This window comes from Streptomyces sp. NPDC006261, assembly GCF_040613515.1.
Taxonomy (GTDB): Bacteria; Actinomycetota; Actinomycetes; order Streptomycetales; family Streptomycetaceae; genus Streptomyces.
Map to the genome: position 1 here is coordinate 1 of NZ_JBEXSI010000050.1, position 23,908 is coordinate 23,908.

The 23,908-nt window shown below is 72.4% G+C and carries 28 protein-coding genes; 8 read left to right on the plus strand and 20 right to left on the minus strand.

Translation table 11 applies throughout. The features are described from left to right. Window positions 1–51: 51 nt before the first annotated feature. The 4 genes from ABZ154_RS26985 to ABZ154_RS27000 form a co-directional block, all read right to left on the minus strand. Window positions 52–1,176 carry a GuaB3 family IMP dehydrogenase-related protein gene (locus ABZ154_RS26985; RefSeq protein ID WP_137232429.1) on the minus strand — a complete coding sequence of 375 codons (1,125 nt, stop codon included), beginning with the start codon at window positions 1,174–1,176 and terminating at the stop codon, window positions 52–54. 135 nt (window positions 1,177–1,311) lie between these two features. After that, window positions 1,312–2,814 (minus strand): IMP dehydrogenase, encoded by a 1,503-nt coding sequence (gene guaB / locus ABZ154_RS26990; protein ID WP_356836760.1) that lies wholly within the window; start codon window positions 2,812–2,814, stop codon window positions 1,312–1,314. A gap of 140 nt (window positions 2,815–2,954) precedes the next feature. Further along, entirely contained in the window at window positions 2,955–3,530 is a 576-nt protein-coding gene (locus ABZ154_RS26995; RefSeq protein WP_356836762.1) for a sigma-70 family RNA polymerase sigma factor, read from the minus strand. Window positions 3,531–3,808: 278 nt separating this feature from the next. Next, a complete protein-coding gene (locus tag ABZ154_RS27000) occupies window positions 3,809–4,420 on the minus strand; it encodes a response regulator transcription factor (protein ID WP_003948568.1) in 612 nt (203 codons plus the stop codon). 449 nt (window positions 4,421–4,869) lie between these two features. Between ABZ154_RS27000 and ABZ154_RS27005 the strand changes: the two genes are divergently transcribed. Then, window positions 4,870–5,211, plus strand: a complete 342-nt coding sequence (locus tag ABZ154_RS27005; protein WP_015610796.1) for a WhiB family transcriptional regulator — start codon at window positions 4,870–4,872, stop codon at window positions 5,209–5,211. Between the two features lie 112 nt (window positions 5,212–5,323). Here ABZ154_RS27005 and ABZ154_RS27010 read toward each other — a convergent pair whose 3' ends face one another. Next, on the minus strand, window positions 5,324–6,214 hold the full coding sequence (locus ABZ154_RS27010) for a LysR family transcriptional regulator (RefSeq protein WP_356836764.1): 891 nt from the start codon (window positions 6,212–6,214) through the stop codon (window positions 5,324–5,326). An 81-nt stretch (window positions 6,215–6,295) separates the two neighbouring features. Between ABZ154_RS27010 and ABZ154_RS27015 the strand changes: the two genes are divergently transcribed. The 3 genes from ABZ154_RS27015 to ABZ154_RS27025 all read left to right on the plus strand — a co-directional run bounded on the left by ABZ154_RS27015 (window position 6,296) and on the right by ABZ154_RS27025 (window position 8,105). Beyond that, a complete protein-coding gene (locus ABZ154_RS27015; RefSeq protein ID WP_356836766.1) occupies window positions 6,296–6,964 on the plus strand; it encodes an MOSC domain-containing protein in 669 nt (222 codons plus the stop codon). A gap of 157 nt (window positions 6,965–7,121) precedes the next feature. Then, window positions 7,122–7,895, plus strand: coding sequence for an SDR family oxidoreductase (locus ABZ154_RS27020; RefSeq protein ID WP_356836768.1), 774 nt, complete (start codon window positions 7,122–7,124; stop codon window positions 7,893–7,895). 57 nt (window positions 7,896–7,952) lie between these two features. After that, window positions 7,953–8,105: a hypothetical protein gene (locus tag ABZ154_RS27025; protein WP_356836770.1), complete on the plus strand. Its 153-nt coding sequence runs from the start codon at window positions 7,953–7,955 to the stop codon at window positions 8,103–8,105. A 173-nt stretch (window positions 8,106–8,278) separates the two neighbouring features. Here the strand turns inward: ABZ154_RS27025 and groL are convergent, their stop codons facing one another. From groL to ABZ154_RS27040, 3 genes are all read right to left on the minus strand, one after another. Then, a complete protein-coding gene (gene groL / locus ABZ154_RS27030; protein WP_356836772.1) occupies window positions 8,279–9,904 on the minus strand; it encodes a chaperonin GroEL in 1,626 nt (541 codons plus the stop codon). Window positions 9,905–10,002: 98 nt separating this feature from the next. After that, window positions 10,003–10,311, minus strand: coding sequence for a co-chaperone GroES (gene groES / locus ABZ154_RS27035; RefSeq protein ID WP_003966899.1), 309 nt, complete (start codon window positions 10,309–10,311; stop codon window positions 10,003–10,005). A gap of 366 nt (window positions 10,312–10,677) precedes the next feature. Further along, window positions 10,678–11,634 carry a polysaccharide deacetylase family protein gene (locus tag ABZ154_RS27040; protein ID WP_356836774.1) on the minus strand — a complete coding sequence of 319 codons (957 nt, stop codon included), beginning with the start codon at window positions 11,632–11,634 and terminating at the stop codon, window positions 10,678–10,680. A 149-nt stretch (window positions 11,635–11,783) separates the two neighbouring features. On the opposite strand from ABZ154_RS27040, the gene ABZ154_RS27045 reads away from it, so the two are divergent. Next, window positions 11,784–13,007, plus strand: a complete 1,224-nt coding sequence (locus tag ABZ154_RS27045) for a methyltransferase domain-containing protein (protein ID WP_356836776.1) — start codon at window positions 11,784–11,786, stop codon at window positions 13,005–13,007. A gap of 21 nt (window positions 13,008–13,028) precedes the next feature. Here the strand turns inward: ABZ154_RS27045 and ABZ154_RS27050 are convergent, their stop codons facing one another. Further along, complete coding sequence (locus ABZ154_RS27050; RefSeq protein WP_356836778.1) at window positions 13,029–13,598, minus strand: hypothetical protein; 570 nt, start codon at window positions 13,596–13,598, stop codon at window positions 13,029–13,031. 435 nt (window positions 13,599–14,033) lie between these two features. Between ABZ154_RS27050 and ABZ154_RS27055 the strand changes: the two genes are divergently transcribed. After that, on the plus strand, window positions 14,034–14,405 hold the full coding sequence (locus ABZ154_RS27055; protein ID WP_356836780.1) for a hypothetical protein: 372 nt from the start codon (window positions 14,034–14,036) through the stop codon (window positions 14,403–14,405). A 42-nt stretch (window positions 14,406–14,447) separates the two neighbouring features. On the opposite strand, the gene ABZ154_RS27060 is transcribed toward ABZ154_RS27055, so the two are convergent. Further along, a complete protein-coding gene (locus ABZ154_RS27060) occupies window positions 14,448–14,912 on the minus strand; it encodes a VOC family protein (RefSeq protein ID WP_356836782.1) in 465 nt (154 codons plus the stop codon). A 183-nt stretch (window positions 14,913–15,095) separates the two neighbouring features. Between ABZ154_RS27060 and ABZ154_RS27065 the strand changes: the two genes are divergently transcribed. Beyond that, window positions 15,096–15,236: a hypothetical protein gene (locus ABZ154_RS27065; protein WP_356836784.1), complete on the plus strand. Its 141-nt coding sequence runs from the start codon at window positions 15,096–15,098 to the stop codon at window positions 15,234–15,236. A gap of 9 nt (window positions 15,237–15,245) precedes the next feature. Here the strand turns inward: ABZ154_RS27065 and ABZ154_RS27070 are convergent, their stop codons facing one another. Genes ABZ154_RS27070 through tsaB form a run of 4 tightly spaced genes read right to left on the minus strand, consistent with a single transcriptional unit; the run spans window position 15,246 to window position 17,834 of the window. Beyond that, window positions 15,246–15,515, minus strand: a complete 270-nt coding sequence (locus ABZ154_RS27070; RefSeq protein WP_356836786.1) for a hypothetical protein — start codon at window positions 15,513–15,515, stop codon at window positions 15,246–15,248. Beyond that, window positions 15,512–16,630: a tRNA (adenosine(37)-N6)-threonylcarbamoyltransferase complex transferase subunit TsaD gene (tsaD, locus tag ABZ154_RS27075; protein WP_356836788.1), complete on the minus strand. Its 1,119-nt coding sequence runs from the start codon at window positions 16,628–16,630 to the stop codon at window positions 15,512–15,514. Before tsaD ends, ABZ154_RS27070 begins: the two co-directional genes overlap by 4 nt. Beyond that, on the minus strand, window positions 16,630–17,139 hold the full coding sequence (gene rimI, locus ABZ154_RS27080) for a ribosomal protein S18-alanine N-acetyltransferase (protein WP_356836843.1): 510 nt from the start codon (window positions 17,137–17,139) through the stop codon (window positions 16,630–16,632). The genes tsaD and rimI overlap by 1 nt, the downstream gene beginning before the upstream one ends. Before the next feature lie 47 nt (window positions 17,140–17,186). Continuing rightward, the gene (gene tsaB, locus ABZ154_RS27085; RefSeq protein WP_356836845.1) at window positions 17,187–17,834 is read right to left on the minus strand and encodes a tRNA (adenosine(37)-N6)-threonylcarbamoyltransferase complex dimerization subunit type 1 TsaB; all 648 of its coding nucleotides are present in this window, start codon (window positions 17,832–17,834) and stop codon (window positions 17,187–17,189) included. A gap of 242 nt (window positions 17,835–18,076) precedes the next feature. On the opposite strand from tsaB, the gene ABZ154_RS27090 reads away from it, so the two are divergent. Then, window positions 18,077–18,625, plus strand: coding sequence for a hypothetical protein (locus tag ABZ154_RS27090; RefSeq protein WP_356836847.1), 549 nt, complete (start codon window positions 18,077–18,079; stop codon window positions 18,623–18,625). A gap of 43 nt (window positions 18,626–18,668) precedes the next feature. Here ABZ154_RS27090 and ABZ154_RS27095 read toward each other — a convergent pair whose 3' ends face one another. The 6 genes from ABZ154_RS27095 to ABZ154_RS27120 form a co-directional block, all read right to left on the minus strand. After that, window positions 18,669–18,863, minus strand: coding sequence for a hypothetical protein (locus ABZ154_RS27095; RefSeq protein WP_356836790.1), 195 nt, complete (start codon window positions 18,861–18,863; stop codon window positions 18,669–18,671). A 141-nt stretch (window positions 18,864–19,004) separates the two neighbouring features. Beyond that, window positions 19,005–19,550 (minus strand): tRNA (adenosine(37)-N6)-threonylcarbamoyltransferase complex ATPase subunit type 1 TsaE, encoded by a 546-nt coding sequence (gene tsaE / locus ABZ154_RS27100; protein WP_356836792.1) that lies wholly within the window; start codon window positions 19,548–19,550, stop codon window positions 19,005–19,007. After that, window positions 19,519–20,727 (minus strand): alpha/beta hydrolase, encoded by a 1,209-nt coding sequence (locus ABZ154_RS27105; RefSeq protein ID WP_356836849.1) that lies wholly within the window; start codon window positions 20,725–20,727, stop codon window positions 19,519–19,521. Before ABZ154_RS27105 ends, tsaE begins: the two co-directional genes overlap by 32 nt. A 35-nt stretch (window positions 20,728–20,762) precedes the next feature. Continuing rightward, window positions 20,763–21,950, minus strand: a complete 1,188-nt coding sequence (gene alr, locus ABZ154_RS27110; RefSeq protein ID WP_356836794.1) for an alanine racemase — start codon at window positions 21,948–21,950, stop codon at window positions 20,763–20,765. Window positions 21,951–22,010: 60 nt separating this feature from the next. Next, window positions 22,011–22,400 carry a DUF488 family protein gene (locus tag ABZ154_RS27115; protein ID WP_356836796.1) on the minus strand — a complete coding sequence of 130 codons (390 nt, stop codon included), beginning with the start codon at window positions 22,398–22,400 and terminating at the stop codon, window positions 22,011–22,013. Between the two features lie 43 nt (window positions 22,401–22,443). Continuing rightward, the gene (locus ABZ154_RS27120) at window positions 22,444–23,898 is read right to left on the minus strand and encodes an NAD(P)H-hydrate dehydratase (protein ID WP_356836798.1); all 1,455 of its coding nucleotides are present in this window, start codon (window positions 23,896–23,898) and stop codon (window positions 22,444–22,446) included. Between the last annotated feature and the right edge of the window lie 10 nt (window positions 23,899–23,908).

Here is a 23,908-nt window from a genome sequence, read left to right on the forward strand (position 1 = left end):
GGCCCGTACCGCCTTGGCGGTACGGGCCCCTCCCGCTTGCGTACGGACAGGTCAGCGGCGGTGCTGCGAGTCCGCCACCGTCACCTCGACGCGCTGGAACTCCTTGAGGTCGCTGTAGCCGGTGGTGGCCATCGCGCGGCGCAGGGCGCCGAAGATGTTCATCGAGCCGTCCGGGGTGTGCGACGGGCCGGTGAGGACCTCCTCCGTCGTCCCGACCGGACCGAGGTCGACCAGCTTGCCGCGCGGCACGTCCTCGTGGACGGCCTCCATGCCCCAGTGGCGGCCGCGGCCCGGCGCGTCCGTCGCACGGGCCAGCGGAGAGCCCATCATCACGGCGTCCGCACCGCAGGCGATGGCCTTCGGCAGGTCGCCCGACCAGCCGACGCCGCCGTCGGCGATGACGTGCACGTACCGGCCGCCGGACTCGTCCATGTAGTCGCGGCGGGCCCCGGCCACGTCCGCGACGGCGGTGGCCATCGGGACCTGGATGCCGAAGACGTTGCGGGTGGTGTGCGCGGCGCCACCGCCGAAGCCGACGAGCACACCGGCCGCGCCGGTGCGCATCAGGTGCAGGGCGGCGGTGTACGTGGCGCAGCCGCCGACGATGACCGGGACGTCCAGCTCGTAGATGAACTGCTTCAGGTTGAGCGGCTCGGCCGCGCCCGAGACGTGCTCGGCGGAGACCGTCGTACCGCGGATGACGAAGATGTCCACCCCGGCGTCGACGACGGCCTTGGAGAACTGGGCGGTGCGCTGCGGGGAGAGCGCGGCGGCGGTGACGACACCGGAGTCGCGCACCTCCTTGATGCGCTGCCCGATCAGCTCCTCCTGGATGGGGGCGGAGTAGATCTCCTGGAGCCGCCGGGTCGCGGACTCGACCGGCATCTCGGCGATCTCGTCCAGCAGCGGCTGCGGGTCGGCGTGCCGGGTCCACAGCCCTTCCAGGTTGAGGACGCCCAGGCCGCCGAGCTCACCGATGCGGATGGCGTGCTGCGGGGAGACCACGGAGTCCATGGGAGCGGCCAGGAACGGCAGCTCGAAACGGTAGGCGTCGATCTGCCAGGCGATCGAGACCTCCTTCGGGTCCCGGGTGCGGCGGCTCGGTACGACGGCGATGTCGTCGAATGCGTAAGCCCGGCGGCCGCGCTTGCCGCGCCCGATCTCGATCTCAGTCACGATGTGTGGCCTTTCCCTCTACGTCTGCACTGACCAGTATCCCCGACACGCGCCTGAGGGGCGGTACCGGGAACTCCGGTCCGCCCCTCACCCGCGGTGACGCGTTACTTCCTGCGTCGCTTTTGGCTGTCTGCGTTATTTCCGGCTGTAGTTCGGTGCTTCCACCGTCATCTGGATGTCGTGCGGGTGGCTCTCCTTGAGACCCGCCGAAGTGATCCGGACGAAGCGGCCCTTGCTCTCCATCTGGTCGACGGACTCGGCGCCGACGTAGCCCATGGTCTGGCGGAGGCCGCCGACGAGCTGGTGGAGAACGTTGGCCAGCGGACCGCGGTAGGGCACCTGGCCCTCGATGCCCTCGGGGACGAGCTTGTCGTCCGAGGAGACCTCGGCCTGGAAGTAGCGGTCCTTGGAGTACGAACGGCCCTGTCCGCGGGACTGCATGGCGCCCAGCGAGCCCATGCCGCGGTACGACTTGAACTGCTTGCCGTTGATGAACATCAGCTCGCCCGGGGACTCCTCGCACCCGGCGAGGAGGCTGCCCAGCATGACGCTGTCCGCGCCGGCGGCGAGCGCCTTGCCGATGTCGCCGCTGTACTGCAGGCCGCCGTCGCCGATGACCGGGACGCCCGCGGCACGAGCGGCGAGTGCGGCCTCGTAGATCGCGGTGACCTGCGGGACGCCGATGCCGGCGACCACGCGGGTCGTACAGATCGAGCCGGGTCCGACGCCGACCTTCACGCCGTCGACACCGGCGTCGATCAGCGCCTGGGCGCCGTCGCGGGTGGCGACGTTGCCTCCGATGACGTCTATGGCGACGCTCGACTTGATCTTCGCCATCCAGTTGAGGGCGTTGCTGTTGTGGCCGTGCGAGGTGTCGACGATCAGGAAGTCGACCCCGGCGGAGGCGAGCGCCTGGGCGCGGTCCAGCGCCTCGGGGCTCGCGCCGACGGCCGCGCCGACCAGCAGACGGCCTTCGGCGTCCTTGGCGGCGTTCGGGTACTGCTCGGCCTTCTTGAAGTCCTTGACCGTGATGAGGCCCTTGAGGATCCCGGCCTCGTCGACCAGCGGCAGCTTCTCGATCTTGTGGCGGCGCAGCAGCTCCATGGCCTCCACGCCGGAGATGCCGACCTTGCCGGTGACGAGCGGCATCGGCGTCATGACCTCGCGCACCTGGCGGGAGCGGTCCGACTCGAAGGCCATGTCACGGTTGGTCACGATGCCCAGCAGCTTGCCCGCGGGGTCGGTGACCGGCACGCCGCTGATACGGAACTTGGCGCACAGCGCGTCCGCCTCGCCGAGGGTGGCGTCGGGGTGCACGGTGATCGGGTCGGTGACCATCCCGGACTCGGACCGCTTGACCAGGTCGACCTGGTTGACCTGGTCCTCGATCGAGAGGTTGCGGTGCAGCACGCCGACGCCGCCCTGACGGGCCATGGCGATGGCCATCCGGGACTCGGTCACCTTGTCCATGGCGGCCGACAGCAGGGGGATGTTCACGCGTACGTTCCGCGAGATGAGGGACGAGGTGTCGACCGCGTTGGGCAGGACCTCGGACGCGCCCGGCAGCAGCAGCACGTCGTCGTATGTCAGCCCGAGCGTTGCGAACTTCTCAGGCACTCCGTCGACGTTTGCAGTCATGACACCTTCCCCAAATGGTCTTGATCGGTGCGGATGTCCATGCTAACGGGCTCCACGGGTGTCTCATTCCACGATCAAGATCAGTTGGGCGTTCTGTAGCTTCCTACGGCAGCCCACACGGGGGCGGCCGCGGGGTGCCCCTACTGCTCGGCCAGCGCCCGCAGCCGGCTGAGCGCACGGTGCTGGGCGACCCGGACGGCGCCCGGCGACATCCCGAGCATCCGCCCGGTCTCCTCGGCGGTCAGCCCGACCGCGACCCGCAGGACCAGCAGTTCGCGCTGGCTCTCCGGGAGGTTGGCGAGGAGCTTCTTGGCCCAGGCCGCGTCGCTGCTGAGCAGGGCGCGCTCCTCCGGGCCGAGGGAGTCGTCGGGCCGCTCCGGCATCTCGTCGGAGGGGACGGCGGTCGACCCCGGGTGGCGCATCGCGGCGCGCTGGAGATCGGCGACCTTGTGGCCGGCGATGGCGAAGACGAAGGCCTCGAAGGGCCTGCCGGTGTCCTTGTAGCGCGGCAGCGCCATCAGGACGGCGACGCAGACCTCCTGCGCGAGGTCCTCCACGAAGTGGCGCGCATCACCGGGCAGGCGGTTGAGCCGGGAGCGGCAGTAGCGCAGGGCGAGGGGGTGGACATGGGCCAGCAGATCGTGGGTGGCCTGCGCGTCGCCGTCGACGGCCTGGTGCACGAGGGCACCGATCGCCGTGGTCTCGTCGTCGCGCATCGGACCATGGTGCCCTGATGCCGAACGGTCCGCTCCATCGCGTCCCGAGTTGTGCACCGAAGCGTTATGAGCGGGTGCGCCGGATGTCATGTCCTGCGCCCTCCCCTTCCGCTCGACCGAATCGTTCCTGAGGAACTCCACGACTCAAGGATGCGTCATCGGCCGGGAAGCGTCACATGGCGCCGTCGGCGGGCGCCCGGATCCGCGGTCGTACCGCTGGCGACCCGTCCCGTCACCCCGTCCGCCGGCCTGCGGACGGGGGCGGTCCGGGCCGGGCGTCAGCGGACCAGCCCCCAGCGGAATCCCAGGGCCACCGCATGGGCGCGGTCCGAGGCCCCGAGCTTCTTGAACAGCCGCCTGGCGTGGGTCTTGACCGTGTCCTCGGAGAGGAACAGCTCACGGCCGATCTCCGCGTTGGAGCGGCCGTGGCTCATGCCTTCGAGCACCTGGATCTCCCGCGCGGTGAGCGTCGGGGCCGCCCCCATCTCGGCGGACCGCAGCCGGCGCGGGGCGAGCCGCCACGTCGGGTCGGCCAGCGCCTGGGTGACGGTGGCCCGCAGCTCGGCGCGCGAGGCGTCCTTGTGCAGATAGCCGCGGGCACCGGCGGCGACCGCGAGCGCCACCCCGTCCAGGTCCTCGGCGACGGTCAGCATGATGATCCGGGCCCCGGGGTCGGCGGAGAGCAGCCGCCTGACCGTCTCCACACCCCCCAGGCCGGGCATGCGTACGTCCATCAGAATCAGATCCGAACGGTCGGCCCCCCAGCGGCGGAGGACTTCCTCGCCGTTGGCCGCCGTGGTCACGCGCTCGACACCGGGCACGGTGGCCACCGCGCGACGGAGCGCTTCTCGGGCAAGCGGGGAATCGTCGCAGACGAGCACGGATGTCATGACCGTCCTCCGCAGCTGATGCGCGTCACCTTGAGCCTCCAGGCTGATACAAGTCGTCACCTGTGCGGTTGACCCCTTCGGACATGTGCCCGAGCTCGTTCTCCGTCAACCGCATCCGCCCTCTTAACGATGGTCACTCGAAAGAGTTACGGGTCGGACCTTCGGGTTCGGCACTCTACGTGAGGGTCCGCGCACGGAGGAGAGCGACGCGGGTGATTTACCCGTCAACCGAATCTTCACCCTCCGGCTTGCCCTATTTGGCGAGATTTCTTCCCTTTTAAGGGTGTCTGTGGCTAAATTCGCAAACAGTCATATTTACATCTACTAGCACCGCAGATGTACGGTCGAGACTCAGGTCACCGAAGAGACGATCGCCGATCACGGGTCGCCGGTTCACCGGCGGTCCAGGATGCCGCTTCCGACGCAGCACGGCTTCGAGGGGACAAGCAATGGCAGATTTCTCCCGCCTTCCCGGACCCAACGCAGACCTGTGGGACTGGCAGCTGCTCGCCGCCTGCCGAGGCGTCGACAGCTCCCTGTTCTTCCATCCCGAAGGTGAGCGCGGCGCCGCCCGCAGCGCTCGCGAGACCTCCGCGAAGGAGGTGTGCATGCGGTGCCCGGTACGCGCCGAGTGCGCGGCCCACGCCCTGGCCGTACGCGAACCCTACGGAGTGTGGGGCGGCCTGACCGAGGACGAGCGTGAAGAGCTCATGGGCCGGGCCAGAACCAGGCTGATCACCGCGGCGCCCTCAGGCGTGACCACGGCCACGACAGGCTCCCGTCCGACCTGACACACGCCGGGTCCGGTCGAACGCAGAAACGTTTCCCCACCACGGCAACTCAGCAACACGGCCACGCAGCGACACGCCCCGCAGCAACACGGTCCCTCAGCAGCACAGTCCCTCAGCGCGCGGCCGCCAGGGACAGCTGATCCAGGGTGGCCGCCACCGCCGGGACCCGGGCCAGGTCCGGCAGGGTGAGCGCCACGATCTCCCGCTCGATCGCGGGCTCCACCGCCACGGTCCGGGCCCCCTTGGGCCGCACCGACTCCACCGCCAGCTCCGGCAGCACCGCCACGCCGAGCCCGGCCCCCACCAGGCCCATCACCGCCGGGTAGTCGTCGGTGGCGAAGTCGATCCGGGGGGTGAACCCGGACTCCTCGCAGACCTCCACCAGCTGGCGGCGGCAGCGCGGGCAGCCCGCGATCCACGACTCGTCCGCCAGCTCACCGATGGAGACGCTCGACGCGTCCGCCAGCCGGTGCCCGTCCGGGACCAGGCCGATCAGCCGGTCGGTGAGCAGCGGCCGGACCACCAGGTCGTCCCATTCACCGCCGGTGGCGCCGTAACGGAAGGCCAGCGCGATGTCGCAGTCGCCGTCGCGCAGCAGGTCGACCGAGCGCGGCGGTTCGGCCTCGACCAGCGAGACCCTGGTCCCGGGGTGCTCGGCCCGCAGGGCCGCCAGCGCGCCGGGTACCAGGGTGGAGCTGCCGCTGGGGAAGGAGACGAGGCGGACCCGGCCGGCCCGCAGCCCGGCGATGGCGGCGACCTCCTCCTCGGCCGCGGTCAGTCCCGCGAGGATGCCGGAGGCGTGCCGCACCAGCGCCTCGCCCGCCTGGGTGAGGCGCATCTCGCGGCCGGTGCGGATCAGCAGAGTGGTGCCGGCGGAGGACTCCAGGGCCTTCATCTGCTGGCTCACCGCGGGCTGGGTGCAGCCGAGTTCGCGGGCGGCGGCGGAGAACGAGCCGGTGGTGGCGACGGCGCGCAGGACGCGGAGGTGGCGTGCTTCGATCACCCCTCCACCATAAGAGCTTCTTGGGTCGGAGGCGAATTAATGACGTACCCCTTTGGGGGTTGAGCCATTAGCGTGATCCTCATGAGATTGCTGAGCGTCAATGTCGGCCGCCCCGCCCCTCTCCCGTCCGCCGGTGGTCCCGGCGGTCTGAGCGGGATCGACAAGCGGCCGTTCGAGGGGGCCGTGCGGGTCTCGGATCCCGGCCCCAAGGGGACGGGCGGCAGCGGGCTCGCCGGGGACGCGGTCTGCGACCTGCGCCACCACGGCGGCAGCGACCAGGCGGTGTACGCCTTCGCGCGGGAGGAGCTGGACGCGTGGCAGCGCCGGCTGGGCGGCCGGGAGCTGGGCCCCGGCTCGTTCGGCGAGAACCTCACCACCCTCGGGGTCGATGTGAGCGGCGCGCTGATCGGTGAGCGCTGGCGGGTGGGGGCGGAGCTGCTGCTGGAGGTGACCTCGGGACGCATCCCGTGCCGGACCTTCACCGACCACATCGGCGAGGACAAGTGGGTCCGGCGGTTCACCCAGGAGGCGGTGACCGGCGCGTATCTGCGGGTCATCGAGCCGGGCACGATCCGGGCGGGATACCCCGTCGAGATCGTGCACCGCCCGGACCACGAGATCACCGCCGCCCTGCAGTTCCGGGCCGTCACGACCGAGCGCACCCTGCTGCCGTCCCTGCTGGCCGCCGCGTCGGCCCTGCACCCCGAGGCGCTGCGCACGGCGCGGGAGTACGTGGAGCGGCAGGGCTGAGGGCGTCACCCGGCCGCCTGGCGGGGCACCGGCCTTACCGGGGCGTCCCGTTGAGGGGAACTGCGCCGGTGCGCGGCGCATCCTCCCACTGGTGACCCGTGCTCTCAGCCCTGACCGGGCCGCCCGCCCCGGCGCGCGGGGCACTAACGTGCCGCCTATGACGACTGCACTGATTACGGGCGCGACGGCGGGTATCGGGGCGGCCTTCGCGCGGCGGCTCGCGGGCCAGGGGCACAACCTGGTGCTGGTGGCCCGTGACACCGCCCGGCTGCGCGAGCAGGCCACCGAACTGCACGACCGGCACGGCATCGAGGCCGAGGTGCTGCGCGCGGACCTGTCCACGGACGCCGGGATCGAGGCGGTCGAGAAACGCCTCGCGGACCGCACGCACCCGGTCGATCTGCTGGTCAACAACGCCGGGTTCGGCAACAAGGGGCGCTACCTGGAAGTGTCCATGGCCGACGAGCTGACGATGCTGAAGGTGCACTGCGAGGCGGTACTGCGGCTGACCTCGGCCGCCGCCACGGGCATGAAGGAGCGCGGCCGGGGCGGGGTGATCAACGTGGCGTCCGTCGCGGCGTTCGTGCCGCGCGGTACGTACGGGGCTTCCAAGGCGTGGGTCGTGCAGTTCACCCAGGGTGCGGCGAAGGATCTGGCCGGTTCGGGGGTGCGGCTGATGGCGCTGTGCCCGGGCTTCGTCCGTACGGAGTTCCACGAGCGGGCCGGGATGGGCACCGGCAACATCCCGGGGTGGATGTGGCTGGATGCGGACAAGCTGGTGGCCTCGGCCCTGGCCGATCTGGCACGGGGCAGGTCGGTGTCCATCCCCGACCCGCGCTACAAGGCGCTCATGGGGCTGGTCAAGGTGGCGCCCCGCAGCCTGCTCGGCGGGGTCACCTCGCGTACGGGACGCAAGTACGGGCCCCAGTAGGCGCGGCGGGGTCCGTCGGTCCGGACCGGGCTCTCCCCTCACCCGGCGCTTCCGTGAGTGCGGCACCGTACGGGCGTCGGACCTGGGCCGGCCGGATCCCCGCTGTACGAGCTGCCGGACGTCCTGCCGGCCCCGCGTGTGGCGGGGGCGCTCGGTGAGGAGATCCACCGCACGGGGGACTTCGCGCTGGAGGAGAACGCGGTTACGTAGAAGGGTTGCCGTTCGCGGACCCGGTCGCCCCGGACGACTGCCGCGCACGGCGTAGCAGGACCGGAACGCACCGAGGCCCGGCGCCCCCGCGACGGGGGTACCGGGCCTCAGGCATACCGACAGGTACTGCGCGTACCAGTAGGCGCTGCGTGTACCAGTAGGTACTGCGCGTACTAGTGGGAGTGGCCGTGGCCGCCGTGACCGGCGTCGCCCTCATCCTCGGCCGGCTTCTCGACGACCAGGGTCTCGGTCGTGAGCAGCAGCGACGCGATGGACGCGGCGTTCTCCAGGGCGGAGCGGGTGACCTTGACCGGGTCGATGACGCCGGCCTTGACCAGGTCGCCGTACTCGCCGGTGGCGGCGTTGAAGCCCTGGCCCTTGTCGAGCTCGGAGACCTTGGAGGTGATGACGTAACCCTCCAGGCCGGCGTTCTCGGCGATCCAGCGCAGCGGCTCGACGGCGGCACGGCGGACGACCGCGACACCGGTGGCCTCGTCGCCGGTCTTGCCGAGGTTGCCCTCCAGGACCTTCACGGCGTGGACGAGAGCGGAGCCACCGCCGGAGACGATGCCCTCCTCGACCGCGGCGCGGGTGGCGGAGATGGCGTCCTCGAGGCGGTGCTTCTTCTCCTTGAGCTCCACCTCGGTGGCGGCACCGACGCGGATGACGCACACGCCGCCGGCCAGCTTCGCGAGGCGCTCCTGGAGCTTCTCGCGGTCCCAGTCGGAGTCCGTGGACTCGATCTCGGCCTTGATCTGGTTGACGCGGCCCTTGACGTCGTCGGAGTTGCCCCCGCCGTCGACGATGGTCGTGTCGTCCTTGGAGACGGTGACGCGGCGGGCGGTGCCCAGCACCTCGAGGCCGGCACCGTCGAGCTTGAGGCCGACCTCTTCGGCGATGACGGTCGCACCGGTGAGGGTGGCGATGTCGCCGAGCATGGCCTTGCGGCGGTCGCCGAAGCCCGGGGCCTTCACCGCGACGGCGTTGAAGGTGCCGCGGATCTTGTTGACGACGAGGGTGGAGAGCGCCTCGCCCTCGACGTCCTCGGCGATGATCAGGAGCGGCTTGGAGGCGCCGGCCTGGATGACCTTCTCCAGGAGCGGGAGCAGCTCCTGGATGGAGCCGATCTTGCCCTGGTGGATCAGGATGTACGGGTCGTCGAGGACGGCCTCCATACGCTCCTGGTCGGTCACCATGTACGGGGACAGGTAGCCCTTGTCGAAGGCCATGCCCTCGGTGAACTCCAGGTCCAGACCGAAGGTGTTGGACTCCTCGACGGTGATGACACCGTCCTTGCCGACCTTGTCCATCGCGTCCGCGATGAGCTCGCCGACCTGGGTGTCCTGCGCGGAGAGCGCTGCCACGGCGGCGATGTCGGACTTGTCGTCGATCGGGCGGGCGGTCGCGAGGAGTTCCTCGGACACGGCCTTGACCGCGGCGTCGATGCCCTTCTTCAGGGCGGCCGGGGAGGCGCCCGCGGCGACGTTGCGCAGGCCCTCACGGACGAGCGCCTGGGCCAGGACGGTCGCGGTGGTGGTGCCGTCACCCGCTACGTCGTTGGTCTTGGTCGCCACCTCCTTGACGAGCTGGGCACCGAGGTTCTCGTACGGGTCGTCGAGCTCGACCTCGCGCGCGATGGTGACGCCGTCGTTGGTGATGGTGGGTGCGCCGAACTTCTTGTCGATGACGACGTTGCGGCCCTTGGGGCCGATCGTCACCTTCACCGTGTCGGCAAGCTTGTTGACGCCGCGCTCAAGGGCGCGACGGGCGTCCTCGTCGAACTTCAGAATCTTCGCCATGGGCTGTACTTCCCTCTCGAACGAACTGCGCCCCTCGCCACCCGGCTAGTTATTTCGCAGGGGGCCAGGGGCGCAGAACACAAGCAAACGTGGGTGAATTACTTCTCGACGATCGCGAGGACGTCGCGGGCCGAGAGGACGAGGTACTCCTCGCCGTTGTACTTCACCTCGGTGCCGCCGTACTTGCTGTACAGGACGACGTCGCCGGTCTTGACGTCGAGCGGAAGACGCTCGCCGTTCTCGAAGCGGCCCGGGCCCACCGCGAGGACGACGCCCTCCTGGGGCTTCTCCTTCGCGGTGTCCGGAATGACCAGGCCGGAAGCCGTGGTCTGCTCGGCGTCGAGCGGCTGGACCACAATGCGGTCCTCAAGCGGCTTGATCGCAACCTTGGAGCTGGTGGTCGACACGATCCGGTCTCCCCCTTCGGAGATCTCACGGGGTTTAGCAGTCAGTGGGCGGCGACCAGACCGATCCGTCGTCGCGGGTGCCGGACCTGCCCTGTCGCACAGTGTGGTGCTGGCACTCTCCAGGGGGGAGTGCCAGACATGAGACTATGACCGCGATTAGCACTCGGTCAAGCGGAGTGCCAATTCACCACCCTCGCGCCGTCTCGATGGGGGCCCCATGGGATCACCGTCCGGCCAACGCCGGGGCGGCTCCTCGCGTTCCGTACGACGGTACGGAGATGCCGCGCCCCGGGCGCCACTCGCGACGAATGCGCGCGCAGCGTCGGCTGAGCGCGCATTCGGGGCCGTACGCCGGGCGGGCGGAGGTCAGACGTAGTCCTCCAGCTTCGCCACCGCGTACCCCTTGTCCGTGATGGTCTTCATGACCAGGCGGATCATGTCGGGCATCGTGCCCTTCCAGTCGCCCTCGCCCCGGAAGTGGGTGAGGACGATGTCGCCGGGGTGCAGGTCCCGGTCCCACTCCCGCCATTCCATGTGGTCGGCGAAGGCCTCGGCGGACCACAGGGGTACGGCGGTGATGCCGCAGGCCTTGGCGACGACGAGGGTGTCGCGGTTGTAGTTGCCGTAGGGCGGGCGGAAGAGAGTGGGCCGCTTCCCGTAGTTCTTGAGGATCTTCTCCTGCTGGCCGCAGATCTCCCGCTTCTGCTCGGCGTAGGAGAGGCCGGGCAGGTAGCGGTGGTTGAGCGTGTGGTTGCTGATGGTCACCCCGCGCTTCTGCATCTGCTTGAAGTACCCGTAGTCGTCGTTGATGACGTAGTCGCTCAGGAAGGCGCTGTAGGGGATGTCCAGTTCGGTCATCATCCGCAGCAGCGCGGGGTCCTTCTCCGCGCCGTCGTCCATGGTGAGGAAGACGATCTTCTCCTTGGTGGGGACGGTGGTGAAGACGGGCGGCAGCCCCTCGTCGTCCCGGACCTCGAACCCCTTGCGGGTGGTGATGCGCGGTTTCACCTTCGGCGGCTCGGGGGCGGCGAGCGGGGTCTTGGCCAGCCCCCACTTCTTCGCGGCGACGGCCCGTGCGGCCTGTTTCCGCTTGAGGTCCTCGGCGTACGTGCCCAGGGCGCGGGCGGGCCCGGCCTGCGGGGCGGCCCCGCCCTGCTGTCCGGCGGCGGGCCTGGCCGGTCCACCCGGGGCTCCCGTGCCGCCGCCGACCGTCTCCGACGCGCAGGCGGAGGTGACGGTGGCTGCCAGGAGGGCCGCCAGCACGACGGAGACCGGCCGGTGCCGCTTCACGGGTGATTTTCCTTTTTGTCGTACTAGTTGCATGGCGCCGCATCCTGCCAGCCACCCGGCCGCCCCCGGCCCCGACACCGCGAGGGGACCTGGCCCGTCCCCCGACCGGCCCATGGGCACCCGCGTCGGCCTGTAGGGACGCGCGTCGCCCCATAGGCGCCCCCATCCGCGCACCGGCCACAATGGACCGGGTGAACGCAACGACCCCCGCCACCCCGGCCGACGACCCCGCCCGCGCCGCCTTCGCCGCCCTGCGCACCCCCGGGGGCGAGCACCTGCTGGCCGAGCTGCGCGACCACGACCCCGCCGAGGAGCTGGCCACCGCGACCCGGCTGCGCCGCACGCACCCGGCGGAGCTGGTGTCGGCGGCGCTCGGCCAGGCCCGGTTGCGGCAGCGGGCGGTGGCGAAGTTCGGGGCAGAGGACGCGTACCGGATGTACTTCACGCCCAACGGCGTCGAGCAGGCCACCCGGACCTCGGTCGCCACCCACCGCGCCGCCCGGTTCTCCGCGCTCGGCGTGCGGAGCGTGGCGGACCTGTGCTGCGGCATCGGCGGCGACGCCGTCGCGCTGGCCCGCGCCGGGATCGCCGTCCTGGCCGTGGACCGCGACCCGCTCACCGCCGAGGTGGCCCGCGCCAACGCCGAGGTGCTCGGCCTGGGCGCGCTGATCGAGGTGCGGTGCGCCGACGTCACGGAGATCGACACCACTCCGTACGACGCCGTCTTCGTGGACCCGGCCCGACGCGGCGGCAGGGGGAGGATCTTCGACCCGGAGGCGTACTCGCCCCCGCTGTCCTGGGCGACGGCCGCCGCGCTGAAGGCTCCCCGCGCGGCGCTGAAGATCGCGCCCGGCATCCCGCACGAGGCGATCGGCCCCGAGGCGGAGGCCGAGTGGATCTCGGACGGCGGCGATGTGAAGGAGGCGGTGCTCTGGTACGGCGAGGGCTTCGCGCCCGGTTCGTTCCGGGCGACCCTGCTGCCGTCCGGGGCCACCCTCGCCGCCCCGGCCCCGCTGCCCGCCCCGCCGGTGGGCCCGGTCGGGCGCTATCTGTACGAGCCGGACGGTGCGGTGATCCGGGCGCACCTGGTCGCCGACATCGTGGAGCGGTGCGGCGGGCGGCTGGTGGACGAGACGATCGCGTACGTCACGGGCGATGTGCCGTACTCCTCCCCGTACGTCTCCGGGTACGAGATCACCGACCGGCTGCCGTTCAACATGAAGAAGCTGAAGGCGCTGCTGCGGGAGCGTGAGGTGGGCGTACTGACCGTCAAGAAGCGCGGCTCGGCGGTCGAACCGGAGGAGCTGCGCCGCCGGATGAAGCTCGGCGGCCCGAACGCGGCGACGGTGTTCCTGACCCGGGTCGCCGGGGCCCCGACGATGCTGATCGGCCATCCGCTGGGCTGATGCGGAGCGCTGGAGGCGGCGTCAGGGTTGAGCCGGTGCTGCGGGTCGCTCGGCCACGGCGGGCACAGCGGCCACGGCGGGCACAGCGGGCACAGTCAGGACCCGCAGCACCCAGCGGCGGTGCGCCAGCGCCTTGACCGCGCCGATGAGACCGGTGAGCCAGGCGATCATGCCGAGGCCCATGAGCAGCGCGACCGTCGCGTACGTGTCGTCGCCGGGCCGGACGCTCGCCGGGCCGATCACGCAGAGCGCCAGCCCCACCGCCGCCACGGTGAACGACAGCACCAGCCAGACCAGGCTCACCCCCGGCAGCCGCAGCTCGCGGTCGCGCTCCGGGTCGTGGTCCAGGGCGCCCCACTCCGCGAGCAGCGCGCGGGCCTTACGGTCGCGGGCGAGGTAGAGGCAGACGAAGGCGACGGCCGGCACCAGCGCCGCCATCCCGAGGACCAGGGACAGCACTCCGGCGAACCCGCTGAAGATGTCCTGCGCCTGCTCGAACAGGACGAGCGCCGCACCCACCAGCAGCCAGCCGGAAGCGGCGACCCCGGCCCACATCCCCAGCACGCCGAGCCGCGCCGGCCCCATGTGCATCCGGGGCCCACCAGCAGCCGACCGTGCCGACGAACCCGGCGCCGGGCGCGTACGGCTGCCCGACGCAGCCGCAGGGCGCGTACGGCTACCCGTCGCACTCGGGGCCCGCGCAGCAGCCCGGCCCGTACGGCTACCCGCAGACCGGCTCGCCCTCCGGCGGCTACCCCGCGGCGTACCCGTCCACCGGACACCAGCCGCAGCAGCCCCAAGGGCCCGCGCCGAAGGGGCCGGAGAAGAAGCGCACCGGCCTGTTCGTCACGATCGCCGTCGTCGCGGCCCTCGTCGTCGGAGCCGGCGGCGGGTACGCGCTGTACGGCCCCAAGGGCGACGCGGACGGCGGGAAGGGCCGCGAGTGCGCCCTCGGCCGGGGCCGGAACGCCGGACGACGACGACGAGGGGAGCGGCGCCGCACCGCTGCCGGACCCCGAGCCCGTCGTGTACAAGTCCATCGACCTGACCGCCCGCTACCACCTGACGCTCGCGGACAGCACGGACAGCCCGCGCCTCGGCAGCGACGGCGACTTCGCGTACAGCTCCGTCAGCAGTGTGGTGCGGACGAACGGGTCGATGGTGCTGCTCAACCCGGGGCAGGAGGGCGATCTGCAGACCTGCCGGTCCGAAACCCGGTTCTCCACGGAACTGGCGCTCGACCGGCTGGTGCGAGGTACCCAGATCTGTGTCCGTACGGAGAACGGGCACCTCGCTCTGATCGTCGTCCGGGCCCTGCCCGCGGCCGATGCGGCGGCCGACTACATGACGCTGGACGTGACCGTGTGGCGCAACGCCATCGCGGTCGAGGAGTCGTAGGCGAGCAGCGATTGCCGGGGCCGGGCTGCCGGGCTGCCGGGCTCAGGCGTCCCGCAGCGCCTGGATGTCCGGCTTTCCCATGGAGAGCATGGCCTTCATGGTCCGTTCGGCCTTCGCCGGGTCCGGGTCGGTGAGCAGCTTCGGCAGCTCGCTCGGGACGAGCTGCCAGGAGACCCCGTACCGGTCCTTGAGCCAGCCGCACCGCCCCTCCTCGCCGCCCTCGGTGAGCGCGGCCCAGAGCCGGTCGACCTCGGCCTGGTCGGCGCAGTCCACGGCGAGCGAGACCGCCTCGGTGAAGGGGGACTGCGGTCCGCCGTTGAGCCCCGTGTACTCCTGTCCCGCGAGGCTGAAGCTGACGGTGAGGACGTCACCGGCCCGGCCGGGGCCGGCCTCGCCGTAGCGGCTGATGTCCAGGATGCGGGAGTCGCCGCCGAAGATCGCGATGTAGTGCTCGGCCGCCTCCTTCGCCTGGCCGTCGTACCAGAGACAGGGGGTGATCTTCTGCATGGTCGTCGTCTCCTCGTCGGGAATCCGGTCGTCGCAGGCCGCTCGGACCTCGTGGAAGCCTCTCGGACCTCCTGGAAGCCTCTCGGACCTCGTGGAAGGTAGACCGGCCCGGGCGCCGGGACTCATCGGCCGGCGGCGTCCTCCCGGGCGGAGCAGACCTTCCGCCGGGAGTTCCTCCCCGAGATGATCACCGAGAAGGACGCGGCGGAGCTCCCCCGGCTCACCGAGGTGAAGGAGCACTGGCGGGAGTACGCCGCCGACCACGAGACCGCCGCCGAGCCGGACGCGACCGTGGAGGGGCTGATCAGCCGACGGGCCTCGTGAAGGCGCTCCTCACCCCACCGCCTCGAACCGCCACCGGTGCACCGGCCGGGTGATCAGGGCGGCGTCGGGCTCGGGGAGTTCGGGGAGGTCGTCGGCGTACGAAGCGTCCTCCCACCACGTCATGACCAGCACCCGGTCCTGCGGGGCGCGCAGCAGTTCGCGGCGGGCGGGCTCGCGGGAGAGCTCGGCGGACCGGGCGCGGGCCCACTCCAGGAGTTCGTCGCCGCGGCCCTCCACGGCGCGGGCCTCCCACATCAGGACGATGGTCGCGGCGCTCATGAGTAGAGGTTGTCCTTGCTGATCTCGTGCACGTGGTCGTGGGAGTGCGCGTGCCCGTGGCCATGCGCGGCCCCCGGCACGTGCGGCACCGTCACCGGCAGCGACGAGTCCGCCGAGAGCTCCAGGTCCGAGGGGCGGCGGTTGCGGGCGACCATCTCCGCGCCGAGCGCCGCGACCATCGCGCCGTTGTCCGTGCAGAGCCCGGGCCGCGGCACCCGCAGCCGGATGCCCGCCCGCTCGCACCGCTCCTGGGCCAGCGCGCGGAGGCGGGAGTTGGCCGCCACCCCGCCGCCGATCATCAGGTGGTCGACGCCCTCGTCCTTGCAGGCCCGTACGGCCTTTCGGGTGAGCACGTCCACCACGGCCTCCTGGAAGGACGCCGCCACATCCCGTACCGGCACCTCCTCGCCCGCCGCTCGCTTCGCCTCGATCCAGCGGGCGACCGAGGTCTTCAGGCCGGAGAAGGAGAAGTCGTACGGGGCGTCGCGGGGGCCGGTCAGGCCGCGCGGGAAGGCGATGGCCTTCGGGTCGCCCTCCTTCGCGAGGCGGTCGATGACCGGGCCGCCGGGGAAGCCGAGGCTGAGCACGCGGGCGATCTTGTCGAACGCCTCGCCCGCCGCGTCGTCGATGGTCGCGCCGAGGGGGCGGACGTCGCTGGTGATGTCGGGGGCCAGTAGGAGGGAGGAGTGGCCGCCGCTGACCAGGAGCGCCATGGTCGGCTCGGGCAGCGGGCCGTGCTCCAGCTGGTCGACGCAGATGTGCGAGGCGAGGTGGTTGACCCCGTAGAGCGGCTTGTTCAGGGCGTACGCGTACGCCTTCGCGGCCGAGACGCCGACCAGCAGCGCGCCCGCGAGCCCGGGACCCGAGGTGACGGCGATCCCGTCGAGGTCGCGGGCGCTGACCCCGGCCTCCCTCAGGGCGCGCTCGATGGTGGGGACCATCGCCTCCAGGTGGGCGCGGGAGGCGATCTCCGGGACGACGCCGCCGAAGCGGGCGTGGGTGTCGACGCTGGAGGCGACGGCGTCCGCGAGCAGGGTCGTCCCGCGCACGATGCCGACGCCGGTCTCGTCGCAGGAGGTCTCGATGCCGAGTACGAGGGGTTCGTCGGCAGCCATCATTCAGTCCCGGTCTCTGGTGCGTTCTCTTGTACTGCTTGCGCGTGCTCTTGTACTGCTTGCTCGTGCATGGTGAGGCGCATGACGAGCGCGTCGATGTTCCCCGGCTGGTAATAGCCGCGCCGGAAGCCGATCGGCTCGAAGCCGAAGCGCTCGTACAGCTTCTGCGCGCGGGCGTTGTCGACCCGCACTTCGAGGAGCACGGTGGCGCACTCGAAGGCGGTCGCGGCCTTCAGCAGGTCCGAGAGGAGTTCGGAGCCGAGGCCGGTGCCCCAGGCCTCGCGGCTGACCGCGATGGTCTGGACGTCGGAGAGTTCGCCGAGGGCGGCGAGCCCGGCGTACCCGGTGATCCGGCCGGTGGCCGGGTCCTCGGCGACGACGTAGTGGCGGGTGGCGCCGGGGCCGCGGGCGTGGGCCAGCTCGGACCAGAACATGCCGGGCGACCAGGCGTCGTCCGGGAAGAGAGCGTGCTCCAGCTCCAGCACCGGTTCGATGTCCCACCAGCGCATCTCGCGCAGGACGGCCGTGCCGGCCGGGTGCGCCGTGTTCGCAGCGCTCACGTCGGGGTGACCACCTTGTAGTTCTTCGGCACCTGCGCGTCGGGCCGGCGCAGATAGAGCGGCTGCGGCTCCAGGAGCTCCTGCCCGGCGGCGAGCCGTTCGGCGGCGAGCGCGGCGAGCGCCCCGGCGGCCACGTGTTCGGGGCCGCGCGCGTCCGGGAAGGCGTCCGGGTAGAGCACAGCGCCCTGGCCGGCCACGGGGAGCCCGGCGAGTGCCTCGGCGATGTCGGCGGGCCGGTCGACGGCGGGGTCCCCCGTACGGGTGCGGGCGTCCTCGTACCGCGCCCAGTAGACCTCCTTGCGACGCGCGTCCGTCGCCACGGCGAAGGGCCCTTCCAGGCCGTCCTGCCCGGCGGCGTACGCGAGGCCGTCCAGGGTGCAGAGGCCGTGCACCGGTACGGAGAGGGCGGAGCCGAAGGTCGCCGCGGTGACCAGGCCGACGCGCAGCCCGGTGTAGGGGCCGGGGCCGACGCCCACGACCACGCCCGTCACGGCGTCGAGTGTCACCCCGGCCTCGGCGAGGACCCGGTCGACGGCGGGCAGCAGCAGTTCACCGTGCCTGCGGGCGTCGACCTGACCGGACGAGGCGATGACGGACGCACCGTCGTGCAGGGCGACGGTGACGGCGGGCGTGGCGGTATCCATGGCGAGCAAGAGCACGCAAACAGCCTACGGCTCCGCCGACGGCGGTACGGCGCCCGTACGGCGTCCCCGCCTGCCCGTCCGCTGCTGCTACCGTCACCGGGTGTCCGCGGGTACGACGTAAACGCTTGTACGACAACGCCCGTACGACGCTTGTACGACAACGCCTGTACGACAACGTTCGTGCGACATGCGGCGGACGGCCGCCGAAAGGGGAGTGCACGGTGTCAAGGGGAAGCTCGGGAATGGTGGCCGGGCTCACTGCGGCGGCGGTCGTCGCGGTCGCCGTCCTCGCCTACCAGGCATCGGCGAACGCACCCGAATCGGTGGCGTCCTCCTCCTCGGCCCCCCCGAAGGCATCGGCCTCCGCCTCCGCTCAGCCCGCCGCGAAGCCGAAGCCCACGAAGGACCCCCTCGCGGTCCCGGCGGACTCGGACACCGGTGAGCGCGTCGTCTACGCGCTGAAGGACCGGCGGGTGTGGCTGGTGGACGGCAACGAGAAGGCGCTCCGTACGTTCACGGTGATGCCGAGCCCCGTGAGCCCGCCGCCCGGGGTCTACCAGGTCACCTCGCGCTCGGGCACGGTCCAGGGCTCGGACGGCATCCCCATCGAGCACGTGGTGCGCTTCGCCAACGTCGGCGAGGTCGCGGTGGGCTTCAGCGCGGCGCAGGACGGGTCGATGCAGGCCCCGGACCCGCAGTCGAGGACCGGCGGCGTACGGATGAAGCGGGCGGACGGCCACGCGATGTGGACCTTCGCGACGGTCGGCGCCAAGGTGGTCGTCGTCCCGTAAGCCCGGTGCGCTTCACAGCGTCCCGTGCACTCCGAGGGGCGTCCTAAGCCGCCCGGCGCCGCTCAGCGCTCCCGTGCCCGGTCTCCGCGTCCCCCTCGGACGCCTCGGAAGCCTCCGGATCGCTCGGAGGGGTGGAGACCGCGGTGGCCGCCGCGCACGAGGCGAGCAGATCCTTCATCGGCAGGTCGGACGGCGCCGGCTGCTGCCGTGGCCGCTCCGCACGCTCGGGCGTCGGCATGGATGCCTCCTGGGGTTGCGGTGGAGGTCGTGGTTAGGCAGACCTAACCAGGGCTCGTACCCATGTGACCACGACCACGGTCCCCCGCGCAACAATTTACCGACAGCCCGTCGGGAAGGCGACCTCGGCGTGACACCCCGGCTACGCCAGGTCCTCCCGCAGCTTGGCCCAGCGCGCCCCGATGCCGACCAGGGTCACCTCGCGCCGCTCGTCGTCCGTGGCGCCGGTCGCGCGGTCGATGAGCACGCGCAGCCGGTCCTCGGAGAGCTCCTCCACCTTGCCGTCGCCCCACTCCACGACCACCACCGAGTCCGGCAGCGACACGTCGAGGTCCAGGTCCTCCATCTCGTCGAGCCCGCCGCCCAGGCGGTACGCGTCGACGTGGACCAGGGCCGGCCCGTCGACCAGCGAGGGGTGGACGCGGGCGATGACGAAGGTGGGCGAGGTGACCGCGCCCCGCACGCCGAGGCCCTCACCGAGCCCCCGGGTCAGCGTCGTCTTCCCGGCGCCCAGCTCGCCGGTGAGCATGACCAGGTCGCCGGGGGCCAGGACGCGGGCGAGGCGGCGGCCGAGATCCTGCATCTGTCCGGGCGAGTCGACGGTGATCGTCACGGTGACGGCCTCGGGGAGGTCCGTGGGGGTGCCCGGAGCCATCTCAGCGGCCGGGCTGCTGTGCGGTGCTTCCATGCTCGCCAACGTTAGCGGCAGCCACCGCTCCGCTGCGTACGAGCAGGTCGGCCAGCCGGTCGGTGACCGTCTCCGGGTGCTCCAGCATCACCAGGTGCCCGGCGTCCGGCACCAGGATCAGCTCGGCCTCCGTCAGCACGTCCGCGATGGCCTCGCTGTGCGAGCTGGGGGTGACCAGGTCCTTCTCCCCGGCCAGGATCAGCACCGGCACGTCCCGGAAGGCGGGCAGCGCACCGCTCTTGTCGTGCTCGGTGAAGGCCGGGTAGAACTCGGCGACCACGTCGATCGGGGTCGACTCGATCAGCCGCTCCGCGAACCTGGCGACCGCCGGATCCACGTCCCGCGAGCTGAACGAGTACCGCTTGATCAGCCCGGCGAAGAGGTCGGCCGTGGCCCGGCGCCCCTTCTCCACCAGCTCCGCCTGCGTACCCAGCGCCCGAAGCACCCCCGGCAGCACCCGGCGCACCGCCCGTACGCCCGCCACCGGCAGCCCGAAGTTGACCTCGCCGAGCTTGCCGCTGGAGGTGCCGACGAACGCCACGGCGGCGACCCGGTCGCGGATGAGGGCCGGGTACTGGTCGGCCAGCGCCATCATCGTCATGCCGCCCATGGAATGGCCGACGAGCACGATGCGCCCCTCGGGGGCCGCCGCGTCGATGACGGCCTTGAGGTCGCGACCGAGCTGGTCGATGCCAAGGGCCACCCCCTGCGCCTGGGCGCGCCCGCGCTCGGAGCGCCCGTGGCTGCGCTGGTCCCAGTAGACGGCGCGGACGAGGCCGCGCAGGACGGCGCGCTGGAAGTGCCATGAATCCTGGCCGAGGCAGTAGCCGTGGCTGAAGACGACGGTGACGGGGGCGGGGGCCCTGCGCCCGAAGAGCCGGCGGCGCCGGGTGCCGTCGGACGCGGCTCCGTCGGCGGGCGCCGTGGGCTCCACCTCGTCGACCTCGTAGTACAGCTCGGTCCCGTCGTCGGCGACGGCCCGGCCGGGCGTCCCGCGCAGCGAGCCGTAGGGCCCGGTCGCGTCCAGCGCGAGGCGGGCCTTCTTGCGCATCCCGCGCCCGACGGTGAGCCGCTCGACGGCGACCCCGGCCGCCGCGCCGGCGGCGAGCACTCCTATCGCGGCCCCGGCGACGCCCGCCCGGCGCCAGCCGGCCGCTGTCGTGGCGGCCACGGCCATGACGTCCCCCGCCGCCGCCCCCGCGCTGTTCTCGCTCACTGTGGTGCGCCCCCGCTCGGATCGGCCGGACCTGCCGGACCTGCCGTCTCGTTCACGTACACCCTCGGTACCCGGCTGCCGATCCGGGTGACGATCTCGTACCCGATGGTGCCGGCGGCCACCGCCCAGTCCTCGACGCTCGGCTCGCCCCGGTCACCCGGCCCGAACAGCACGGCCTCCGCGCCCGCTTCGGGCCGGTCGCCGCCGAGGTCGACGACGAACTGGTCCATGGCGACGCGGCCCGCCGCCGTGCGGACCTTCCCGCCGACCAGGACGGGGCCGCGCCCCGAGGCATGGCGCGGGATGCCGTCCGCGTACCCGACGGGGATGAGGCCGAGCGTCGTCCCGGCGGCGGTGGCGTAGTGGTGGCCGTAGCTGACGCCGTGTCCGGCCGGGACGTCCTTGACCAGGGCGACGGCGGCGGCGAGCGTCATCACCGGGCGCAGCCCCAGCTCGGCGGGGGTGCCCAGTTCGGGGGCGGGTGAGACGCCGTACATCGCGATGCCGGTCCGCACGAGGTCGAAGTGGGCCTCGGGGAGCGTCAGCGTGGCCGGGGAGTTGGCCAGGTGGCGCACCTCGGGGTCGACGCCCTCCTTCTCGGCGTACGCGACCATGTCCTGGAACGCGGAGAGCTGGGCGGCGATCGAGGGGTGGCCGGGCTCGTCGGCGCAGGCGAAGTGGGACCAGAGGCCGGTGATCCGGATGGTCCCGGTCCGCTCGGCGGCGCGGGCCTCGGCGACGAGTTCGGGCCAGTCGGCGGGCTGGCAGCCGTTGCGGCCGAGGCCGGTGTCGGCCTTGAGCTGGACGCGGGCCGGACGGCCGGCGGCAGCGGCGGCAGCGACGACCTCGCGCAGCGCCCACATCGCGCTGACCGACACGTCGATGTCGGCCTCGACGGCATCGCGCCAGGGTCCGCCCGGCGTCCAGAGCCAGCACATGATCCGGCCGTCGAGACCGGCGTCCCGCAGGGCGAGGGCCTCGTGCGGGGTCGCGGTGCCGAGCCAGGTCGCGCCGGCCTCACGGGCGGCCCGGGCGCACGGCACGGCGCCGTGCCCGTATCCGTCGGACTTCACCACGGCCATGAGCTGTGCCCCGGCCGCCCGCTCTCGCAGGGCACGCACATTGGCGCGCAGCGCGGCGAGGTCGATCTCGGCACGGGCTCTCAGGGACGCTGTCTCGTTCATCGCGCCCAGTCTCTCAGAGGCGCCCGCCGCCTCCCCGGCAGTGCACGCCGGTATCTACGCCTATGTACGTTTCATCACATGGTTGAGGTGGTCGACCAGGACGGGCACATGACTGTCGGCCACGTCCTTGACGGCGGTGATCAGCGTGACGGGCCCGCCCTCGCGCACGATGCCCGCCAGCCGGTCGACGGCCTCGGTGTGGGCCGGGTCGTCCAGCTCGGTGCGGTAGCGGTCGACGAAGGTGTCGTGGCGGGCACCGGAGCGGTCCTGGTGGTACCAGGAGCGCAGCTCGTCCGAGGGGGTGACGTCCTTCAGCCACACGTCGATCGCGGCGCGCTCCTCACGGACGCCGCGCGGCCAGAGCCGGTCGACGAGGACGCGGGTGCCGTCGCCGTCCTCGGGCGGGTCGTAGACCCTGCGTACGCGTACGGGGTCGCTGCCGCTCACCATGCCGACCGCCCTTCGAGTCCTGGGTCTCGATCCTCGCCCCGGCTCACCCCGCCCGCACGTCGCGCCAGGCCGCCGGGATGCCGTCCGCGACGTCCTGCGCGGAGACCGGGGCCCCGTCGGAGCCGTGCCGGGCGGCGAGCCCGTGCAGGTAGGCGCCGACGGACGCGGCGTCGCGCGGGGCGAGCCCGGCCGCGAGCAGGGACCCGGTCAGCCCGGAGAGCACATCGCCACTGCCCGCCGTGGCGAGCCAGCCGGTCCCGGTCGGGTTGACCCGTACGGGCGTGTCCCGGGCCTCCGCGACCAGGGTCGTGGACCCCTTGAGGAGCACGGTGGCGCGGTAGCGGGCGGCCAGTTCCCGTACGGCGGCGAGCCGCCCGGCCTCCACCTCCTCGCGCGCCACGCCGAGCAGGGCGGCGGCCTCCCCGGCATGCGGGGTCAGGACGGTGGCGGCGGTCCGGGTCCGTACGGTCTCCACGTCCAGCAGCCGCAGCCCGTCCGCGTCGACCAGTACGGGGACGTCGGCGCCGAGCACGTCGGCGACGGCTTCCTCCGCCCACCTGCCGTCCCCGAGGCCGGGCCCGATCACCCAGGCCTGGACGCGTCCGGCCTTCGACGGCGGCCCGGCGTGCACCAGCGTCTCCGGGAAGCGGGCGATCACCGCGTCCGCGCCGGACCCGACGTACCGGACCGCCCCGGCCCCGCCGTGCAGGGCGCCCGCGACCGCGAGGACCGCCGCGCCCGGGTAGCGATCGGAACCGGCGACGACGCCGACGACTCCCCGGCTGTACTTGTCGCTCTCGCCGCCCGGCACCGGCAGCAGCGCCGCCACGTCCGCGTACTGGAGCGCCTCCAGGTCCGGCGGCTCCGGCAGCTCCGGGCCGAGCCCGATGTCCACCAGCCGCAGGGCGCCCGCGTGTCCGGCGGCCGGGTCGATCAGGTGGCCGGGCTTGTACGTGCCGAAGGTGACGGTCGCGTCGGCCGTCACGGCTTCGCCGTGGACCTCCCCGCTGTCGGCCTCGACCCCGCTGGGCAGGTCGACGGCGATGACGGGCGTACGGTCCCGGCCCCGGGTCACCGCCCGCAGCAGCGCGACGGCGTCCTCGCGCAGGCCGCCGATCCCGCCGATCCCGGTGATGCCGTCGACGACGAGGTCCAGGCCCCCCAGCCCGTCGGGGCCGTCGGCCACCTGTCCCCCGGCGGTCAGGAACGCGGCGAGGCCGCCGGCGTGCGCCCGGGCGGGCGAGAGGAGGAGGGCGCGCACCCCGGCGCCCCGGCGGGCGAGGCGTGCGCCCGCGTACAGGGCGTCGCCCCCGTTGTCGCCGCTGCCGACCAGGAGCAGGACCCGGGACCCGTACACCCGGCCGTTGCGCCGCAACAGATCGCCGCAGGCCACGGCGAGGCCGGCGGCGGCGCGCTGCATCAGGGCGCCTTCGGGCACCCGCTTCATGAGGGCGGCCTCGGCGGCCCGTACGGTCTCCACGCTGTAGGCACGTCGCATGGGGCCAACC

Excerpts from the sequence above, each read along its gene's own strand:
- guaB (WP_356836760.1), bottom strand. The coding sequence starts at position 2,814 with ATGACTGCAAACGTCGACGGAGTGCCTGAGAAGTTCGCAACGCTCGGG.
- ABZ154_RS27000 (WP_003948568.1), bottom strand. The coding sequence starts at position 4,420 with ATGACATCCGTGCTCGTCTGCGACGATTCCCCGCTTGCCCGAGAAGCG.
- ABZ154_RS27115 (WP_356836796.1), bottom strand. The coding sequence starts at position 22,400 with ATGGTGAGCGGCAGCGACCCCGTACGCGTACGCAGGGTCTACGACCCG.
- ABZ154_RS27045 (WP_356836776.1), top strand. The coding sequence starts at position 11,784 with ATGGACCGGGTGAACGCAACGACCCCCGCCACCCCGGCCGACGACCCC.
- ABZ154_RS27070 (WP_356836786.1), bottom strand. The coding sequence starts at position 15,515 with ATGAGCGCCGCGACCATCGTCCTGATGTGGGAGGCCCGCGCCGTGGAG.
- ABZ154_RS27020 (WP_356836768.1), top strand. The coding sequence starts at position 7,122 with ATGACGACTGCACTGATTACGGGCGCGACGGCGGGTATCGGGGCGGCC.
- ABZ154_RS27005 (WP_015610796.1), top strand. The coding sequence starts at position 4,870 with ATGGCAGATTTCTCCCGCCTTCCCGGACCCAACGCAGACCTGTGGGAC.
- ABZ154_RS27095 (WP_356836790.1), bottom strand. The coding sequence starts at position 18,863 with ATGCCGACGCCCGAGCGTGCGGAGCGGCCACGGCAGCAGCCGGCGCCG.
- ABZ154_RS27060 (WP_356836782.1), bottom strand. The coding sequence starts at position 14,912 with ATGCAGAAGATCACCCCCTGTCTCTGGTACGACGGCCAGGCGAAGGAG.
- ABZ154_RS27065 (WP_356836784.1), top strand. The coding sequence starts at position 15,096 with ATGATCACCGAGAAGGACGCGGCGGAGCTCCCCCGGCTCACCGAGGTG.
- rimI (WP_356836843.1), bottom strand. The coding sequence starts at position 17,139 with ATGCGCTGGTGGGACATCGAACCGGTGCTGGAGCTGGAGCACGCTCTC.
- ABZ154_RS27120 (WP_356836798.1), bottom strand. The coding sequence starts at position 23,898 with ATGCGACGTGCCTACAGCGTGGAGACCGTACGGGCCGCCGAGGCCGCC.
- tsaB (WP_356836845.1), bottom strand. The coding sequence starts at position 17,834 with ATGGATACCGCCACGCCCGCCGTCACCGTCGCCCTGCACGACGGTGCG.
- ABZ154_RS26995 (WP_356836762.1), bottom strand. The coding sequence starts at position 3,530 with ATGCGCGACGACGAGACCACGGCGATCGGTGCCCTCGTGCACCAGGCC.
- ABZ154_RS27050 (WP_356836778.1), bottom strand. The coding sequence starts at position 13,598 with ATGCACATGGGGCCGGCGCGGCTCGGCGTGCTGGGGATGTGGGCCGGG.
- tsaE (WP_356836792.1), bottom strand. The coding sequence starts at position 19,550 with ATGGAAGCACCGCACAGCAGCCCGGCCGCTGAGATGGCTCCGGGCACC.
- tsaD (WP_356836788.1), bottom strand. The coding sequence starts at position 16,630 with ATGGCTGCCGACGAACCCCTCGTACTCGGCATCGAGACCTCCTGCGAC.
- ABZ154_RS27090 (WP_356836847.1), top strand. The coding sequence starts at position 18,077 with ATGGTGGCCGGGCTCACTGCGGCGGCGGTCGTCGCGGTCGCCGTCCTC.
- groL (WP_356836772.1), bottom strand. The coding sequence starts at position 9,904 with ATGGCGAAGATTCTGAAGTTCGACGAGGACGCCCGTCGCGCCCTTGAG.
- ABZ154_RS27105 (WP_356836849.1), bottom strand. The coding sequence starts at position 20,727 with ATGGCCGTGGCCGCCACGACAGCGGCCGGCTGGCGCCGGGCGGGCGTC.
- ABZ154_RS27015 (WP_356836766.1), top strand. The coding sequence starts at position 6,296 with ATGAGATTGCTGAGCGTCAATGTCGGCCGCCCCGCCCCTCTCCCGTCC.
- ABZ154_RS27040 (WP_356836774.1), bottom strand. The coding sequence starts at position 11,634 with ATGCAACTAGTACGACAAAAAGGAAAATCACCCGTGAAGCGGCACCGG.
- alr (WP_356836794.1), bottom strand. The coding sequence starts at position 21,950 with ATGAACGAGACAGCGTCCCTGAGAGCCCGTGCCGAGATCGACCTCGCC.